This window comes from Thermodesulfitimonas autotrophica (genome assembly GCF_003815015.1).
GTDB lineage: Bacteria > Bacillota > Desulfotomaculia > Desulfotomaculales > Ammonificaceae > Thermodesulfitimonas > Thermodesulfitimonas autotrophica.
In genome coordinates, this window is record NZ_RKRE01000001.1 from 45,398 (window position 1) to 60,353 (window position 14,956).

General features: G+C 59.5%; 15 protein-coding genes. 6 read left to right on the plus strand and 9 right to left on the minus strand.

Annotated features, from left to right (window positions below; genetic code table 11):
- From EDD75_RS00230 to EDD75_RS00240, 3 genes are all read left to right on the plus strand, one after another.
- Positions 1-519: a stage III sporulation protein AF gene (locus EDD75_RS00230; RefSeq protein WP_123926328.1), complete on the plus strand. Its 519-nt coding sequence runs from the start codon at positions 1-3 to the stop codon at positions 517-519.
- Between the two features lie 89 nt (positions 520-608).
- Positions 609-1,250: a hypothetical protein gene (locus EDD75_RS00235; RefSeq protein ID WP_123926331.1), complete on the plus strand. Its 642-nt coding sequence runs from the start codon at positions 609-611 to the stop codon at positions 1,248-1,250.
- 61 nt (positions 1,251-1,311) lie between these two features.
- Entirely contained in the window at positions 1,312-1,839 is a 528-nt protein-coding gene (locus tag EDD75_RS00240) for a SpoIIIAH-like family protein (RefSeq protein WP_123926335.1), read from the plus strand.
- Positions 1,840-1,843: 4 nt separating this feature from the next.
- Here EDD75_RS00240 and EDD75_RS00245 read toward each other — a convergent pair whose 3' ends face one another.
- The 9 genes from EDD75_RS00245 to EDD75_RS00285 form a co-directional block, all read right to left on the minus strand.
- Positions 1,844-2,731 carry a CoB--CoM heterodisulfide reductase iron-sulfur subunit B family protein gene (locus tag EDD75_RS00245; protein WP_123926338.1) on the minus strand — a complete coding sequence of 296 codons (888 nt, stop codon included), beginning with the start codon at positions 2,729-2,731 and terminating at the stop codon, positions 1,844-1,846.
- A gap of 4 nt (positions 2,732-2,735) precedes the next feature.
- The gene (locus EDD75_RS00250) at positions 2,736-3,326 is read right to left on the minus strand and encodes a 4Fe-4S dicluster domain-containing protein (protein ID WP_123926341.1); all 591 of its coding nucleotides are present in this window, start codon (positions 3,324-3,326) and stop codon (positions 2,736-2,738) included.
- Positions 3,327-3,518: 192 nt separating this feature from the next.
- On the minus strand, positions 3,519-3,980 hold the full coding sequence (locus EDD75_RS00255) for a hydrogenase maturation protease (protein WP_123926345.1): 462 nt from the start codon (positions 3,978-3,980) through the stop codon (positions 3,519-3,521).
- A gap of 272 nt (positions 3,981-4,252) precedes the next feature.
- Positions 4,253-5,716 (minus strand): Ni/Fe hydrogenase subunit alpha, encoded by a 1,464-nt coding sequence (locus tag EDD75_RS00260; protein WP_123926349.1) that lies wholly within the window; start codon positions 5,714-5,716, stop codon positions 4,253-4,255.
- A gap of 16 nt (positions 5,717-5,732) precedes the next feature.
- Complete coding sequence (locus EDD75_RS00265; RefSeq protein ID WP_123926353.1) at positions 5,733-6,692, minus strand: NADH-quinone oxidoreductase subunit B family protein; 960 nt, start codon at positions 6,690-6,692, stop codon at positions 5,733-5,735.
- On the minus strand, positions 6,682-7,107 hold the full coding sequence (gene mvhD, locus EDD75_RS00270; protein ID WP_123926356.1) for a F420-non-reducing hydrogenase iron-sulfur subunit MvhD: 426 nt from the start codon (positions 7,105-7,107) through the stop codon (positions 6,682-6,684). Before mvhD ends, EDD75_RS00265 begins: the two co-directional genes overlap by 11 nt.
- 2 nt (positions 7,108-7,109) lie before the next feature.
- Positions 7,110-8,000: a CoB--CoM heterodisulfide reductase iron-sulfur subunit B family protein gene (locus tag EDD75_RS00275; protein ID WP_123926359.1), complete on the minus strand. Its 891-nt coding sequence runs from the start codon at positions 7,998-8,000 to the stop codon at positions 7,110-7,112.
- A gap of 3 nt (positions 8,001-8,003) precedes the next feature.
- Entirely contained in the window at positions 8,004-8,579 is a 576-nt protein-coding gene (locus tag EDD75_RS00280) for a 4Fe-4S dicluster domain-containing protein (RefSeq protein ID WP_123926362.1), read from the minus strand.
- Entirely contained in the window at positions 8,572-10,602 is a 2,031-nt protein-coding gene (locus tag EDD75_RS00285) for a CoB--CoM heterodisulfide reductase iron-sulfur subunit A family protein (protein ID WP_123926365.1), read from the minus strand. The genes EDD75_RS00280 and EDD75_RS00285 overlap by 8 nt, the downstream gene beginning before the upstream one ends.
- 538 nt (positions 10,603-11,140) lie before the next feature.
- Between EDD75_RS00285 and accB the strand changes: the two genes are divergently transcribed.
- The 3 genes from accB to EDD75_RS00300 are packed head-to-tail and all read left to right on the plus strand — an operon-like array spanning position 11,141 to position 14,813.
- On the plus strand, positions 11,141-12,979 hold the full coding sequence (gene accB / locus EDD75_RS00290; RefSeq protein WP_123926368.1) for an acetyl-CoA carboxylase biotin carboxyl carrier protein: 1,839 nt from the start codon (positions 11,141-11,143) through the stop codon (positions 12,977-12,979).
- Between the two features lie 21 nt (positions 12,980-13,000).
- A complete protein-coding gene (gene accC / locus EDD75_RS00295) occupies positions 13,001-14,365 on the plus strand; it encodes an acetyl-CoA carboxylase biotin carboxylase subunit (protein WP_123926371.1) in 1,365 nt (454 codons plus the stop codon).
- A gap of 46 nt (positions 14,366-14,411) precedes the next feature.
- Positions 14,412-14,813, plus strand: coding sequence for an Asp23/Gls24 family envelope stress response protein (locus EDD75_RS00300; protein WP_123926374.1), 402 nt, complete (start codon positions 14,412-14,414; stop codon positions 14,811-14,813).
- The last annotated feature ends 143 nt before the right edge of the window (positions 14,814-14,956 follow it).

The following is a 14,956-nucleotide window of genomic DNA, read 5'->3' on the forward strand; positions in this document are numbered from 1 at the left end:
ATGGAGCGGGTAACGCTTCTGGTCCGCAACCTAATCGTCATCGCGATGTTAGCTACTATCCTCGACCTTTTGCTACCGCCGGGAGAGATGCGCCGCTGGGTGCGGATGGTGGTCGGCCTCCTGATCACGGTGGCGCTGGTGCAGGCGCTAACCGACTTTGTCCACCGGAGGGACTTTGCGCTCCCGGCCGTCAGCGTAGCGGGAAACCCGGGGGTAGTGAGCCCAGACTACCGGGAATTCCAGGAGCGCTACGCTGCCCGGGCCCTGACCGCCTACCAGGAAGGGGTAGCGCGGCAGGTTAAAGCGCTGGCCGGGCTGGCGGGGCTCGACGTAACGCGGGTCGAGGTCGTGTGCGAGACGGGGGAGCCGGATTACCCGCGTCTGCGGGAGATAAGGCTTCATTTGCGCCAGGCGGTCCCGGCGCTGAGCCAGGAGGGCGGCCCAGCGGTGAGAGCGGCCGGGACGATAGCCGATTTTTACAACCTGCCGCGCCAAAAGGTGGTGGTGACCGTTCCGTAAAGGGTGCCGTTGGCCGGGCCGGCGCGGCAGGTCGTGATGACGGCCGCGCCCCACGGAAGAAGAACGCGTTTTCGAAGGAGGCGAACGGGATGAAAGATGTTTTCGACCGGCTTTTCGGCAAGGAAGGTATAATCGGTAAAAATCCGGGTTACTGGCTGAAGATAGCGCTGCTCGGCGTGGCGGGAATCTTGCTGCTCGCAGTTGGCGGGAGCGGCGGGAGGGAGGCGCCGGAAACGGTAGCTGCGGCGGGCAAAGGGGTTCCGGATCAGGGGGGAAGGCCCGTGGCGATCAGGGACGAGGAAAAATACGTGGCGGAGCGGCTGAAGGCGGTGATTCAAGACATTGAGGGCGCGGGCGCGGTGGCGGTTTCGGTCCGCCTGGCCGGTTCTACCCGGGCGGCGTACGCGGTGAACACGACGGCGGGCAGGCGGGTAACCGAGGAAAAGGACCGGTCCGGGGCTAACCGCCTAACGACGGAGGATAATACCAACGGGCAGGTGGTAGTGGTCCGGGAAGGGCAGCGGGAGGAACCGGTGGTAGAGAAGGAAGAGGCGCCGCGTATCTTGGGGGTGCTGGTGGTGGCCGACGGCGCCGCCGATCCGGCAGTGAAGGCGGAAATCTTCCGCGCGGTTCAGGTGGCGCTCGGCGTTGAAGCGCACCGGGTCCTCGTCCTGCCACGCCAGCGGCACACCGGGGTTGCTTTTCCCTCAGGAGCTGAGGGCGCCAAATGAGGCTTGAAGGGCGGTTGCCGTTAAAGTGCCGTCAGGGAAAAATCTTACGGGAGGTGCGAGAATGGCGCGTTTTGTGCTGCTGCCGAAGCGGGTGGTAGTCGGTTTCGTGGTCCTTCTTCTCGCCGGGGGCGTGGCCCTTACGGCCTGCGGGGGCTGGACGGCGACCAAGGATGGCGCGCGCCAGGCGGCCGGGAAGGTAACTGTGGTCAGCGCCCCTTACCAGCAGGAGGTGAAGGCACCCCGGGACAGTTTCTTTGTGGACTACAGCCTTGAGCGCGAAATCAACCGCAGCCGTCAGCTCGAGCTTTTACGGGAGATCGCGTCCGGGACGGCTACCGACGAGGCGACGCGGAAGCGGGCGCAGGAGCGCTTGATGGTGCTTAGCGAACGGGCGGAGAAGGAGGCGCGGTTAGAAGGCATCCTGCGGGCGAAGGGGTTTAAGGATGCCGCCGTGGCGATTGGGGAGCAGAGCGTGACGGTGATCGTGCCGGGAAGGGTCCCTCCTGAGGAGACGACCACCATTGCGGCCCTTGTTTACCACACCGTTGGGGTGCCGCAGGAGCAGGTAGTTATTCTCGGGCACGAGTGAAGTTTTAACCGAAAATCCGGGCGAAGACGTAATCGGCCTTGAGGCGCGCCATAGCGGTAACCTTTTCGATGTCGGCGCCAAGACATATCGCCAGGAGCTGGGCGTAATGGAGGACGGGGATTTTGAAGTGAATGCGCTGTCTGGTAAGGAGGAACTCCTGGGCCATATCCAGCTGGAGCAAACAGGAGCTGCAGCCGGTGACGATCAGGTGGGGGTTAGCCTCCTCCTTTATCGAACGCAATTTTCTTTCTACCAGGATTAACGACTTGCTCAAGTCCGTGCTGCGCATCCCGCCCATGCCGCAGCAATCAAGTAACCGGCTGTAGTAGGGAACGGTAGCTCCTAAGGCTGCGCAGAGTTCTTTGAGGGCCGTAGGGTGGAAGGGGTCTTCTTCCCCTTCTTGGCACATCCTCCTGGGCCAGAGGGTGAGGCAACCTGGTTGGATGGCGATCCGGAGACCCTGGAGGCAGTTTTGCGTTGCTTCCCGAATCCGCTCCCGCCCAACTTCCCGGAGGAGGAAATAGACGATGTGCCTTGCCCGGCTAGTTCCTTTGTACTCCTTACCGACCTCCCGGAGCAAGGCATCGACTTTCTGCTGTACTGCGGCGTCGCTCAGGATAACGTTTCTGGCCCGGGTAAGGCTGCCGTAACACGTGCTGCAGACAGTGACCAGGTCTACCCCCTTCTTTTCTGCCAGCGCGAGGTTTCGGGCGGCCAGGGCGCACCAGCCGGCAAGGTCTATTGAAGGCAAGGTGCCCCAGGTAGGGCAGCAGGACTGTCCCTCAATATCCTCCAACGTTACGCCGAGTCGGGGCAGGGCGAAACGGACCGCGAGCTCGAGGTCGGGCCGGTTAAAAGCGACGTTACAACCAATAAAAAAACCTATCCGCATCCCATCACCATAACTTTTTATCCGTTATCCCGTAGAGGCTCTCGCCAGTCGGGCCCATGGGGATGATCCCTAATTTGGCCAGAGCTGTCCGGCGCATGATCGCCTGCACCTCCCCGAGCGCCTTGGAGGACGCCAGCGTTGTCGGCGGTTTTTCCGGGAGACCGATTTTTTTTCGGGGCGGCCCGGCTTCGGCAAGATGAACGGCGTGCCCGGTTTCGTAAAGGGAACGGAGGCCCTCGACGGCCATGGCGGGGAGCGCGTACTCGGATACCGCAAACCGGCGGGCAGCGAGGATGATTCCGAAGGAATCTATCCCCTGGGGACATACCTCCGTACACCGGTTGCAAGACTGACACGCCCAAATGGAAGCGTCGTTTAAAAGGAGCTCTTTGAAGCCCATCAGGATGGTCTGAATGAGGCGCTTGTTGAAAAAAGGAAAACCGGTCAGAACCAAAGGGCAGGCGGCGGCACACTTGCCGCACTGGGTGCAAGCAAAGATATCCGCCGCTCCGAGGGTGCGAACCGTATCTGCCAGACCGGGATCACTCTGGGTGGGGTCGAAGATTGTTGGGTCTGGTTCTTTAAAGAGGAGCATCCCCGTTTCCTCCCGTAAAGGAGCCATTCTTCGCCTTGATAATCTGTTAATTCAACATCTTTTAAGCGATTCCTCTTTTAGTTACCTATGCTTTGTCGCGTTACTTCTAACAGTTTACCGTCAACCCTGCGGGGGAACGCTTACCAGCGAAGAGTCTTGGGTTTGGGTGCGGATATGGGACGGGATAGTTGTTTACGCTTGCGGCTCCTTTCCCGCAGGAAAAAGATGCTTCTTTATCCGGCTTACCGCTTCCGGAACGGCCGCTGCCACCTCTGGCGTACACTCCCGGCCAAAAGAGGTTGCGTCCGCAACCTCAACCGTCACAATTTTGATTTCGCGGGGCATCTCTGGACCGAATAGTTCGTAGCCGATCTTTAAAGTGGTGGGCAAGGAGAGATTGTGGGTGCCGGAGAAGGTGTAGGTATAAAAAAGGTCGTCCGGGGTGAATTCGCGCACCGTTCCCGGCGCATCCCCCAGCCTGACGCCGTCAACGATGATTGCCCGGTCGTAGCCGAGCAGCTTGTCAAGAACCTTAAAGTCGGTGGTCATCAAAATCTCGGTGTCCACCACGCCTTCGAAATGACGGGCAACCTTAATCCCGACGGCGTCGTCGGTTAAAACCGGGTTGCCGATACCGAGCACGATGGTGCGCAATCATCTCACCCCTGAGGAACGTTTGACGTTAAACGTTCAAAGTTTTAGCAGCCGCTAATCTCGAATCAGCGGGGCGTCTCCGGCACGAAAGGCATTGCGGGCAGCACCAGAAGCGCCCCCGCACTCAGGCGAAATCTACGTGCCCCAAATGGCGGTTAGGTTTCATTAGGCACTCCGCCCGAGTGCGGGGCTACGCTCTTTCCGGCTTCAGCGGGCAACGTTACCATTTTAAACCTGCCGTTAGTATGGGCAAACGTTTACACCGCTGTTTCTTAAAAATTCCGCAAGGTTTTGTAAAGTTCGCCCTTATGGTCGTAAATATCTACCTGAACCGGCAGCCGGCCCGGCAGAACGTGGGTGGCGCAGGCCAGGCAGATATCGTAGGGTCGGTAGGCGATCTCCACGAGATTCAAAATGCCCTCGTCCACTTTCCCGTTCCGGATAAAGTGGGCGGCGGCGCGTCTAACCGCAACGTTGATGGGGCCTTTGTTGTGGGTGGTGGCCACAATCAGGTTGGCCTCCTGGACGATGCCCTTATCATCGGTCTTATAGTGGTGGATTAAAGTGCCGCGGCAGGCTTCGATGATACCTACGCCTTCGCTTGGCTTGCCGAGCTCGGCCCGGACGTCGGGGCTGGTGATGCTCTCGTCCGCGGCTATTTGTTGCACCTTCTCAGCCGCGTTGAGCAGCTCGATGGCCCGGGCCCAGTGGTAGGCCAGGATGTTATGCACGGGTTTTACGCCGAAGGTTGCGAACATCCGCTCGTAGGCCTCCTGGGCGAGCGGCGTATCCATTCCCTCCGCGACGTTAAGCCGCGCGAGCGGCCCGACGCAGTAGAGGCTTGTACCCGGGCCGTCGACGATGCCCTTCCAGCCGATCGGTTTCAAATACGGCATCTTAAGGTAGCTCCAGGGAAGCACCCTTTCGGCAATGAAGTCGAGGTAACCCTTGCCGGTGAAACGGCCGATCTCCCTGCCTTCGGTATCGACGATCCGCTGGATACCGTCGTAATACTGAACCCGGTTTTTCTCGTCCACCGTTCCCATATAGTTGACTACAACCTTGTAAACGTCGCCGGTGACTAACTTCATGTAGTTTTCGTTTTTGAGCACCACGTCTTCGAAGACCTTGAGGGTGAGCTGGCCCAGTTCAACCATTTCTTTGGCGAGGGCGAGGATCTCTTTTCGTTCTTCTTCCGTCACCCGCTTCGACCAGCCGCCCGGCAGTGCGGCTACCGGATGGATGGGTTTCCCGGCCAGCATCTCGATTACCTTGACCGCGGCGTAACGCTTCTTGAGCACCAACTTGCCGGTTTCGGCGCCAACGGCCTGGATAAGACCGATGAGGTTCCGCTCGGCCGGGCTGGCGGTGGGACCGGCCACGAAATCCGGGAAACCGAGGGCGTAGAGAATTGCGGCGTGGTCCTCCACGTAGTGGGAATTGAGCACTAACTCCCGGATCTTCCGCGCGGTCGGCGTCGGCTCTACCTGGTAGACCGCGTCCGCCGCCTTTACCGACGCGGTGAAGTGGACGCAGCGGCAGACGCCGCAGATGGTAGAAACGGTCCGCGGCACCTCTTCGATGGGCATGCCGCGGAGGAACTGCTCGTAGCCGCGGAGCTCGACCGTCTGGAAGAAGGCGTTATCTACATTCCCCTGCTCGTCGAGAAAAACGGTAATCTTGCCGTGGCCTTCGAGCCGGGTCATCGGGTTGATTTCGATCTTCGTGACCGACATTGGTATTCACCCCTATCTATTTCACTTTTTGGCCCAGCAAGGAGGCGGGCAAAGAGTAACGGTAAAAAAGCTTGACCGGGCTGGGGATCTGATCAACCAGCGCTTCGTCCGCGAGGAGCCCGGCGATGGCGCTCACGGCCCGCAAACCGAAGTCCTTGACGCCGGGGATGGGCCCGCCGCAGCCCCGACACGGAATGTTGACCTTCGGGCACAGCGCACCGCAGTCGCCCTGGGTTACCGGTCCCAGGCAGAGGTAGCCCTGCTGCAGGAGGCACTTGCCTTCTCCCGGAACGCCGTCGATGGTCCGCTTGATTTCCTTAATCGGCTGCCTTTCTTCGCCTCTGGCAGCCGGATTGCGGTCGCATACGTCACAGACGGCCTTACCGCTCGTAATCCAAGAGCCGGGCGGTGGCAGCTTGCCTTGAAGAATGGCCAGGATGGCCTGGCCGACGAAAGAGTGGTGGGGCGGGCAGCCGCCGACAAAGTAATCGACGGGCACGACGTCCTGAAGGGTCCGCACGTGACCGTAGAACTCGGGTAGGGTGAGTTCGTACTTGCCGTCCACCACGCACCTTGTCTGGGGGGTGATGCCCTCCGGGTTATCGGTGCTGTAAGTGTCGAAGTAGGCGGTCCGGAAGATTTCTTCTTTCGTGTGCATGTTACCCATGCCCGGGATGCCGCCGAGCGCGGCGCAGGCGCCGTAGGCAACCAGGACCTTGCACTTCTGGCGCATCACTTTGGCGATGTGCTCCTGCTCGCCGAGGCGGACCATACCGGAGTAAAGCCCGACGTCGATTGATTTGTCCGGCATCGCCTCGAGGTCTTTGTACTTCACGTCGGCAACGGTGGGAGCCCAGAAGACTACTTCGAGCTGGGGCAGCACGTCTACCAACGTTTCCGACAGGTCTACGATGGCCATATCGCAGCCGCCACACCCGCCGGAGAGGAAATAGGCTAAGCTAAGCTTACCGGCCATCTCCATCCCTCCCGAGGGGATTCGGGCCGAGTTCCCGAATCTTTTTATCGAATTCCGTCATTACTTCGGCGAAGCGCTTTCCTTCGGAGCCGGAGATCCACTCCAACCGCACCCTTTCGGGTTCAATGCCCATTTCGGTGAGCATCCGTTTGAGGAGGTTGAAGCGACGGATGGCCTTGTAATTACCCTCCTTATAATGGCAGTCGCCGAAATGGCAGCCGCCCACAAAGACACCGTCGGCCCCCTTTTTGAGCGCCGTTACGATGAACTCGGGCTCTATCCGTCCGGAACAAGGGACCCTCACGATCTTGATGGTGGGCGGATAGGAATAGCGCAGGCTGCCTGCGAGGTCCGCCCCCTGGTAGGTACACCAGTTGCAGGCAAAGACCACGATGTTGGGCGTCCAATCACCCATCTTCATCCCTCCAGGATTTTATTTACGACCGACTGCACATTTGTTTTGCCGAGGCTCGCAACCTGCCCCGGTTCCGCCCCGAGGCAGAGGGCTAAAAGCTGCATGTAGTGTAGAACTGGTATCTCATAGTTAATCTTTCGGTCTTTTTGCAGGAACCCTTGAGCCGTATCCAGCTGGATCAGGCAGGAACTACAGGCGGTGACGATCAGGTCCGGGTTGATCTCTTCCTTCATGGAGTTAAGTTTTTTCTCCACCAGCTTGAATGACTTCTCCATGTCGGTGCTGCGCATCCCGCCCATGCCGCAACAGTCGAGGAGCCGGCTGTAGTACGGCGCTTTGGCTCCGAGGGCTTCACAGAGCTCGATTAAGACCTTAGGGTGGAACGTATCCTCTTCTTTGTCCTCGTAAACCTCACTCGGCCAGAGCGCGTGGCATCCCGGCTGGACCGCGATGGTTATGCCGTCGAGCTTGTGCCGGACGGCTTCCTTAATCTTCTCCGGGCCGAGCTCTTTGTACAGGTAACAGATCGCGTGTCTTATCCGGCTGGTTCCTTTGAATTCCCTCCCGATGCTTTTGAGCATCGCGTTGACCCGGGCCTTCAGCTCCGGATCGGATAGAAGCTTGTGGCGGCTTTCGGCCAGGCTGCCGTAACAGCTGCCGCAAACCGTGATCATGTCGAGGTTTTTTTCTTCTGCGAGCGCGTAATTTCTGGCGCCGACGGCGCACCAGCCGGCAAGGTCGATAGAAGGCATCGTCCCCCAGGTCGGGCAGCAGGACTGCCCTTCAAGGTCGTCGAGCTCCACGCCGAGCGCCGGGAAGGCGTAGCGCACCGCCTTTTCGAGATCGGGCCGGTTAAAGGCTGTATTGCAGCCGACAAAAAATCCTACACGCATAGGCTACACCTCGCAACTTTCTTTTACTCCGGACTTGCCCATGGGGATGATGCCCAGGTCAGATAGAGCGGTCTGCTCGAGTAACGCCTGTAACTCGCGTAAAGCTGTTGGATGCGCAACCGTTGACGGGGGCTTTTGCGGCAGGCCGACCTTTACCCGGTTCTCGTGCGCCTGCGCGAGATAGACCGCGTGGCCGACATCGTAAAGCGACTTTATTCCTTCAATGGCCAGGGTGGGGAGGGCGAATTCGCGGACGGCTACGCGGCGCATGGCCTGCATTACCTCGAAGGGATTTACCTTCCGGGGACAGACCTCGGTACAACGGTTACAGGACTGGCAGGCCCAGATGGAGGTATCGTCGAGAAGCATCTCCTTCAAACCAAGCAGGATGGCCTGGATCACTCGCTTGTTAAAAAACGGGAAACCGGCAAGGGCCATCGGACAGGCGGCGGCGCACTTGGCACATTGGATGCAATCAAGGATATGGGTGGCTCCGAGCGCCTTGATTTCGTCGACGAAGCCTTTTTCGCCTGCGGAAAGATTAATGACTTCCGGTACGGCTTCCGCAGCGTTAGACATTCAGATCACCCCCGCTGAAAGTTAGGGCCTCAATTTGGGCTTCGATCTGCGCCGTGGTGAAACCGTGTAGCGTGATCGCCCGAGAGGGGCAAGCCGCCGCACAAACGCCGCAGCCGGCGCAGAGGGCTGGGTCAATCTTGGCCCGCAGCTTATCACCGTGTTGCACCATGCCGATGGCCGAATAGGGGCAGAGCGGGACGCAGAGACCGCAGCCACTGCACTTTTCGGCGTCGATTTCGGAGATAAGCGGTTCAACAAGCACCTTTCCTGCGGTGAGCGGTACCGCGGCCGCCGCGGCTGCCGCGCGCGCCTGCGAGACCGATTCGGGGATGTCTTTAGGGCCCTGCGCGCACCCGGCGATGTAGATGCCCTTTACCGGAGTTTCCACCGGGTAGAGCTTGGTGTGGACTTCTTTCAAGAAGCCTTCGCTGCCGCAGGTGATTCCGAGCCGGCGGCCAAGTTCCTCAAGCCCCGGCGACGGTTCGATGGCGGTGGCGAGAACCACCAGGTCCGCCTCGAGTTCTACGGGCGCGGCCATATCGACGTCGTAGGCGCGCACGCGTAATCTGTCACCGGCGAGTTCGTCCACAGCACCCACGCGGCCCCGCACAATCTTAATCCCCAGGTCACGGCAGTAAGTGTAGTATTCTTCAAAGTCTTTGCCGCCGGTCCGCACGTCGATGAAGAAGATGTAGACGTTCGTTTCCGGGTATTTCTCTTTGATGAGCCGGGCCTCTTTCAGCATGTACATACAGCAGACCTTAGAGCAGTACGGATGGTGGTTCTTATCCCGGCTGCCGACGCAGGAGATAAAGGCCACCGTCTTGGGCTTTTTCCCGTCTGAGGGGCGCTTGAATTCGCCTTCGGTTGGTCCGGTCGCCGAAAGGAGACGCTCGAGTTGCATGGCGGTGAGCACGTTAGGCGACTGGGGGGAGTATTCTTTGAAAGGAGCCTTGTCCATGACTTTGTAGCCGGTGGCGACGATGATCGTGCCTACGTTAAGCTCAATGATCTCCCCGTCGGGGTTATATGATAGCGAGCGGTCGCAGGCGCCCGTGGGGCAGGCCTTCTCACACGGTGCGAGGATGGGCTCTCCGGTCTTAGAATGGATGCGCGGTTGGGTACCGAAGGTCCGCTTCGCGCAGTTGAGGCAGTGGGCGATGTCGACGACCGCCTTCTTGGGCACCGCCTGCGGGAACTCGATGTAGATCGCCTTCCGGTTGCTCATGCCCTCGTTGAACTCGTCGGGCACTTTGGCCGGGCAGGCTTCGACGCAGGCACCGCAGCCGGTGCATTTATCCCATTCAATGTAGGTCTGCCTTCTTCTTACCTTAACCCTGAAATTACCGATGGAACCGTCAACCGCTTCGACTTCCGAGTAGGTGAGCAGCGTGATATTCGGGTGCGTGCCCACCTGAACCATGACGGGGGTAAGGATGCAGGCGGAGCAGTCGTTGGTCGGAAAGGTTTTGTCAAGCTTGGCCATGTTGCCGCCGATGGAGGGCTTTTTCTCCACGAGGTAAACCTTGTAGCCCATATTGGCCAAGTCAAGGGCGGCAAACATGCCGGCCACTCCCCCGCCGACGACGAGAGCCGCCTTCGTCACGTCCACGTAACGGTCGGTGAGCGGCTCCAAAAGGGCGGCCTTCGCTACGGCGCTGGCAATGAGCTTTTTGGCCTTCTCCGTAGCGCCCTGCTTATCGTGCCAGTGGGCCCAGCTGTCCTGATCCCGGATATTGGCCATTTCGAAGAGGTACCGGTTAAGTCCGGCGTCTTCGACGGCCTTGCGGAAAATCGGCTCGTGGGTGCGGGGAGTGCAGGCGGCTACCACGACCCGGTCGACAAGGCCGTCTTTGATATCCTGCTTGATTAGGTCCTGACCCGGGTCGGAGCACATGAAAAGATAGTCGCGCACGAGCGCAACCCCTGGAAGGCCACCGGCATACTTCTTGACTTCGGCGATGTCAACAGCACCGGCGATGTTTTCGCCGCAGTGGCAGATGTAAACGCCTATTTTCGACAACCCGATCCCTCCTTCGAGTTAACGGTTCTATGCCTCGACTCGTTCTTCCTATCTCCTCTTGGTGTCCTGAGCGCTATTTACCGATCGAGATAAATGCCCGGACCAGCCCCCTTTCGCCAGTATGTACGCGCAGGACCGCCGCCCTTGTAGAAACGGAGTAACGCCGCCTGCGAACCCGGTTGGTAAGGATACGGAAATTCAGGCGGACGCACCTTGCCCCGATTACGTGCGCCTGCGAAAATTTCGACAGCGATCAGACAAAATCCTTCTTTTTTACTAAAAAAATGACATCCACTCGCGGCAAAAATCCTCTTAGCGAAGGCGCAGGAGGTTACGGCGCCTCTCAGGGCTGCTGCGCGAGCTCGTTGGTAAAGCGCCCGGCCGGATGCGGCGGCTGCGGGAGGCCGAAACGCTTGCCGAAACGTTTATTGTATACTTGAGCTGCCACTGTTTCCAACGCTCCGCCCTTTGCATTATAATTATCACCAGGTTTTAAGCGCCCTTTATTTTGCGTTTTTGTTTGGGATGGGGGGATACGATGCGTCCGGTGCGGATTACGGACACGACCTTGCGGGACGGGCACCAGAGCCTGTGGGCGACCCGGATGCGGACGGAGGATATGCTGCCGATTGTGGAGCGACTCGACCGGGTCGGTTACCACTCGCTCGAGGTGTGGGGCGGGGCGACCTTTGATGTCTGTCTCCGCTATCTTTACGAGGATCCGTGGGAGCGGTTACGGGAGATTAAAAAACGCGCTAAGCGCACACCGCTGCAGATGCTCTTGCGGGGTCAGTCGCTTGTCGGTTACGGTCACTACCCGGACGATGTGGCGGCGGCCTTCGTCCGGAAAGCGGTGGAAAACGGGATCGACATCATCAGGATCTTCGATGCTTTAAACGATATCCGGAACCTTGAGTTTACGATGAAGGTGGCGAAAAAGGCCGGCGCGCACGTTCAGGCTACGGTTGTTTACACCTTGAGCCCGGTGCACACCACTGAACATTACTTAGAGACGGCGCGGAAGCTTGCGGAGTTGGGTGCGGATTCGATCTGCATCAAGGATATGGCCGGGATGATGGCGCCCTACCGGGCTTACGAATTAGTTAGTCTTTTTAAGAAGGAGCTTGCCATCCCGGTCCAGCTCCACTGCCACTATATCGGCGGCATGGCCGTTGGCGCTTACCTGAAGGCGGCGGAGGCGGGTGTCGACGTGATCGATACGGCCTCAGTGCCACTGGCTTTTGGGGCTTCGCAGCCGCCGGTAGAGACGATAGTCCGGGCGCTCAAAGGCACGCCTTACGATACGGGGCTCGACATCAAGGAACTCTTCGAAATCGCGCAGTACTTTGAGGATTTGCGCAAAAAGCGGGGCTTTGAGCGGGGGGTAACGCGCATCCACGACATGCGGGTTTTCGATCACCAGGTACCGGGCGGCATGATCTCCAACCTGGTGACCCAGCTCCAAGAGCAGAAGGCGATCCACAGACTGCAGGAGGTTCTCGAAGAGATCCCGCGGGTGCGGGCGGAGCTTGGCTACCCACCGTTAGTTACGCCTACGAGCCAGATCGTCGGCACGCAGGCGGTGCTGAACGTCCTCACCGGGGAGCGCTACAAGCTTGTTCCCGAGGAGGTGCGGCGCTATGTCCAGGGATATTACGGCCGGCCCCCGGCGCCCATCGACCCCGAGGTACAAAAGAGGATCCTCGGCGACCGGGAGCCGATTACCTGCCGGCCGGCCGATTTGCTGGAACCGAAACTGGAAAAACTAAGGGAAGAGATCGGGGATTTGGCACAATCGGAAGAGGACGTTATTTCGTACGCGCTTTTCCCCCAGGTGGCGCGGCGCTTCTTCGAGGCGCGCAAGGCGGGGAAACTCGGGGTCATGGCCGAACAGATGTCGGAGAAGAAAGGGGCAAATCCCGTGAAGGAGGCAAAAGGAATGAAGTTGGAGGAGATTCGGGAACTCCTGAAGCTCCTGAAAGAAAGCGACGTGACGGAGTTTTCGCTCGAAAGCGCGGGGATGAAGCTCACCATTCGCAAGGGCAGCCATCCGAGTAGCGCTGGGGAGGCGCCAGCGCGGCCGGAGGCGCCGCCACCGGTTGCGGCAGCACCTCCGGCGGCGCCGCAAGAAGAGCTTTACACGGTTAAGGCGCCGATGGTCGGGACTTTTTACCGGGCGCCGGCGCCGGATGCGCCGCCTTACGTGCAGGTGGGTGACAGGGTGGAAAAGGGACAGGTTCTCTGCATCATTGAAGCGATGAAGCTGATGAACGAGATCGAGGCGGAGGTTGCCGGTGAGATCGTCGACATCCTGGTGGAGAATGCCCAGCCGGTGGAGTACGGGCAGCCCCTCTTCTTGATCCGGGAGAAAAAGTAAGTCTTTAGTGGAGGAGCCTTCATGTTCAATAAGATTCTGATTGCCAACCGGGGTGAGATTGCGCTCCGGATCATCCGGGCCTGCAAGGAACTTGGCATCAAAACGGTGGTTGTTTACTCGGAGGCGGACAGGGAGAGCCTACCGGTGCGGTTAGCGGACGAGGCCTTCTGCATCGGGCCGCCGCCGGCGACAAAGAGCTACCTCAATATCGCCAACATCGTCAGCGTTGCCGAGGTTGCGGGGGCCGAGGCGATACATCCGGGATATGGTTTTTTAGCGGAGAACGCCAGTTTTGCGGAAATCTGCCTTAATTGCGGGATAACCTTTATCGGGCCGCCCGTCGTGGCGCTCGAGAAGATGGGGGCCAAGGCGGTAGCCCGGAAAACGGTGGCGGAGGCCGGCGTTCCGGTAGTGCCGGGGTCGGAAGGGGTGATTCGGGATCCGGCAGACGCGCTCGCCCTCGCCAGGGAGATCGGCTATCCGGTGCTTATCAAGGCTTCGGCCGGCGGGGGCGGCCGCGGGATGCGGGTCGTGCATAACCAGGCGGAGCTCGAAAGGGCGCTGAAGTCGGCGCAAGCAGAGGCGGAAGCCGCTTTCGGGAACCAGGAGGTTTACCTGGAAAAATATGTCGAGGAGCCGCGCCACATCGAGTTTCAGGTTTTAGGTGACCAACAAGGGAACATCGTCTATTTGGGCGAGCGGGACTGCTCCATCCAGCGGCGCAACCAGAAACTTCTGGAAGAAGCGCCTTCCGTAGCGCTGACGCCGGCTCTGCGCAAGAAAATGGGGGAGGCCGCGGTGCGGGCAGCGCGGGCCGTGGGTTACTATAGCGCCGGGACGGTCGAGTTTCTGCTCGACAAGCATAACAATTTTTATTTCATCGAGATGAATACGCGGATTCAGGTCGAACACCCGGTCACCGAGATGGTCACCGGGCGGGACCTGGTTAAGGAGCAGATCCGGATTGCGGCGGGTGAACCCTTGGGTTACCGGCAGGCGGACATCCGGATCGAGGGCTGGGCGATCGAGTGCCGGATCAACGCGGAGGATCCGGCGCGGAACTTTGCGCCCTGTCCCGGGAGGGTCGCTACCTACCTGCCGCCGGGCGGGCCGGGCGTGCGGGTCGATTCCGCCGTCTATCCCGGCTACGTGATCCCGCCTTACTACGATTCACTTATTGCCAAGCTGATCGCCTGGGGCCGGAACCGCGAAGAGGCGATCGCGCGGATGGAGCGCGCCCTCGAGGAGTTCGTCATCGAGGGAGTGCCTACGACGATCCCCTTTCACCGGCGGGTGTTACAAAACGCCTTTTTCCGCCGGGGCGAGGTTTATACCAACTTTGTCCAGCGTCGCATTTTGACGGATGAAGAATTAAAGTTGCCTTAGAGGGAAAAATTTAGTATGATAAAAGTAACCTAAGGAGGTGGTCGCTTTGACGGCCGTTGAAACTGGCGGGCAGGAGTTACGTAGCGACCTGGGGGCGGTAAGGATCGCAAACGAAGTGGTAGGTATCATTGCGGGTCTTGCGGCGACGGAGGTTCCGGGGATTGCCGGGATGAGCGGTGGTATCGCGGGCGGCATCGCGGAGCTCTTGGGGCGCAAGAATCTCGCCAAGGGCGTGAAGGTAGAAGTTGGGGAGCGGGAGGCCGCTATTGACCTTTTCGTGGTCGTCGACTACGGGGTGCGGATCGCGGAAGTGGCTGCCCAGGTTCAGGCGGCGGTGAAGCGCGCGGTTGAGGAGATGACCGGGCTTGCTGTCGTAGAGGTAAACGTACATGTTCAGGGCGTGGTTTTCCCCGAGGAGCATAAGGAAGAGGAACGCAGGGTGAGATAAAGTAGCAGGAAGTTAGGCCTCAGGGGACAGAGGTGCGGGGTTGGGGGTCAAGGGCCGGAACTTGGTTGGGGTTTTTCGCTGCGGCACGGTTGTTGTCTTTTATAACGCCGAACGTTGAACGTGTTAAACGACGCACGTTTTCA

Excerpts from the sequence above, each read along its gene's own strand:
- EDD75_RS00250 (WP_123926341.1), bottom strand. The coding sequence starts at position 3,326 with ATGCTCCTCTTTAAAGAACCAGACCCAACAATCTTCGACCCCACCCAG.
- EDD75_RS00245 (WP_123926338.1), bottom strand. The coding sequence starts at position 2,731 with ATGCGGATAGGTTTTTTTATTGGTTGTAACGTCGCTTTTAACCGGCCC.
- EDD75_RS00280 (WP_123926362.1), bottom strand. The coding sequence starts at position 8,579 with ATGTCTAACGCTGCGGAAGCCGTACCGGAAGTCATTAATCTTTCCGCA.
- accB (WP_123926368.1), top strand. The coding sequence starts at position 11,141 with ATGCGTCCGGTGCGGATTACGGACACGACCTTGCGGGACGGGCACCAG.
- mvhD (WP_123926356.1), bottom strand. The coding sequence starts at position 7,107 with ATGGGTGATTGGACGCCCAACATCGTGGTCTTTGCCTGCAACTGGTGT.
- EDD75_RS00265 (WP_123926353.1), bottom strand. The coding sequence starts at position 6,692 with ATGGCCGGTAAGCTTAGCTTAGCCTATTTCCTCTCCGGCGGGTGTGGC.
- EDD75_RS00230 (WP_123926328.1), top strand. The coding sequence starts at position 1 with ATGGAGCGGGTAACGCTTCTGGTCCGCAACCTAATCGTCATCGCGATG.
- accC (WP_123926371.1), top strand. The coding sequence starts at position 13,001 with ATGTTCAATAAGATTCTGATTGCCAACCGGGGTGAGATTGCGCTCCGG.
- EDD75_RS00235 (WP_123926331.1), top strand. The coding sequence starts at position 609 with ATGAAAGATGTTTTCGACCGGCTTTTCGGCAAGGAAGGTATAATCGGT.
- EDD75_RS00275 (WP_123926359.1), bottom strand. The coding sequence starts at position 8,000 with ATGCGTGTAGGATTTTTTGTCGGCTGCAATACAGCCTTTAACCGGCCC.
- EDD75_RS00260 (WP_123926349.1), bottom strand. The coding sequence starts at position 5,716 with ATGTCGGTCACGAAGATCGAAATCAACCCGATGACCCGGCTCGAAGGC.
- EDD75_RS00240 (WP_123926335.1), top strand. The coding sequence starts at position 1,312 with ATGGCGCGTTTTGTGCTGCTGCCGAAGCGGGTGGTAGTCGGTTTCGTG.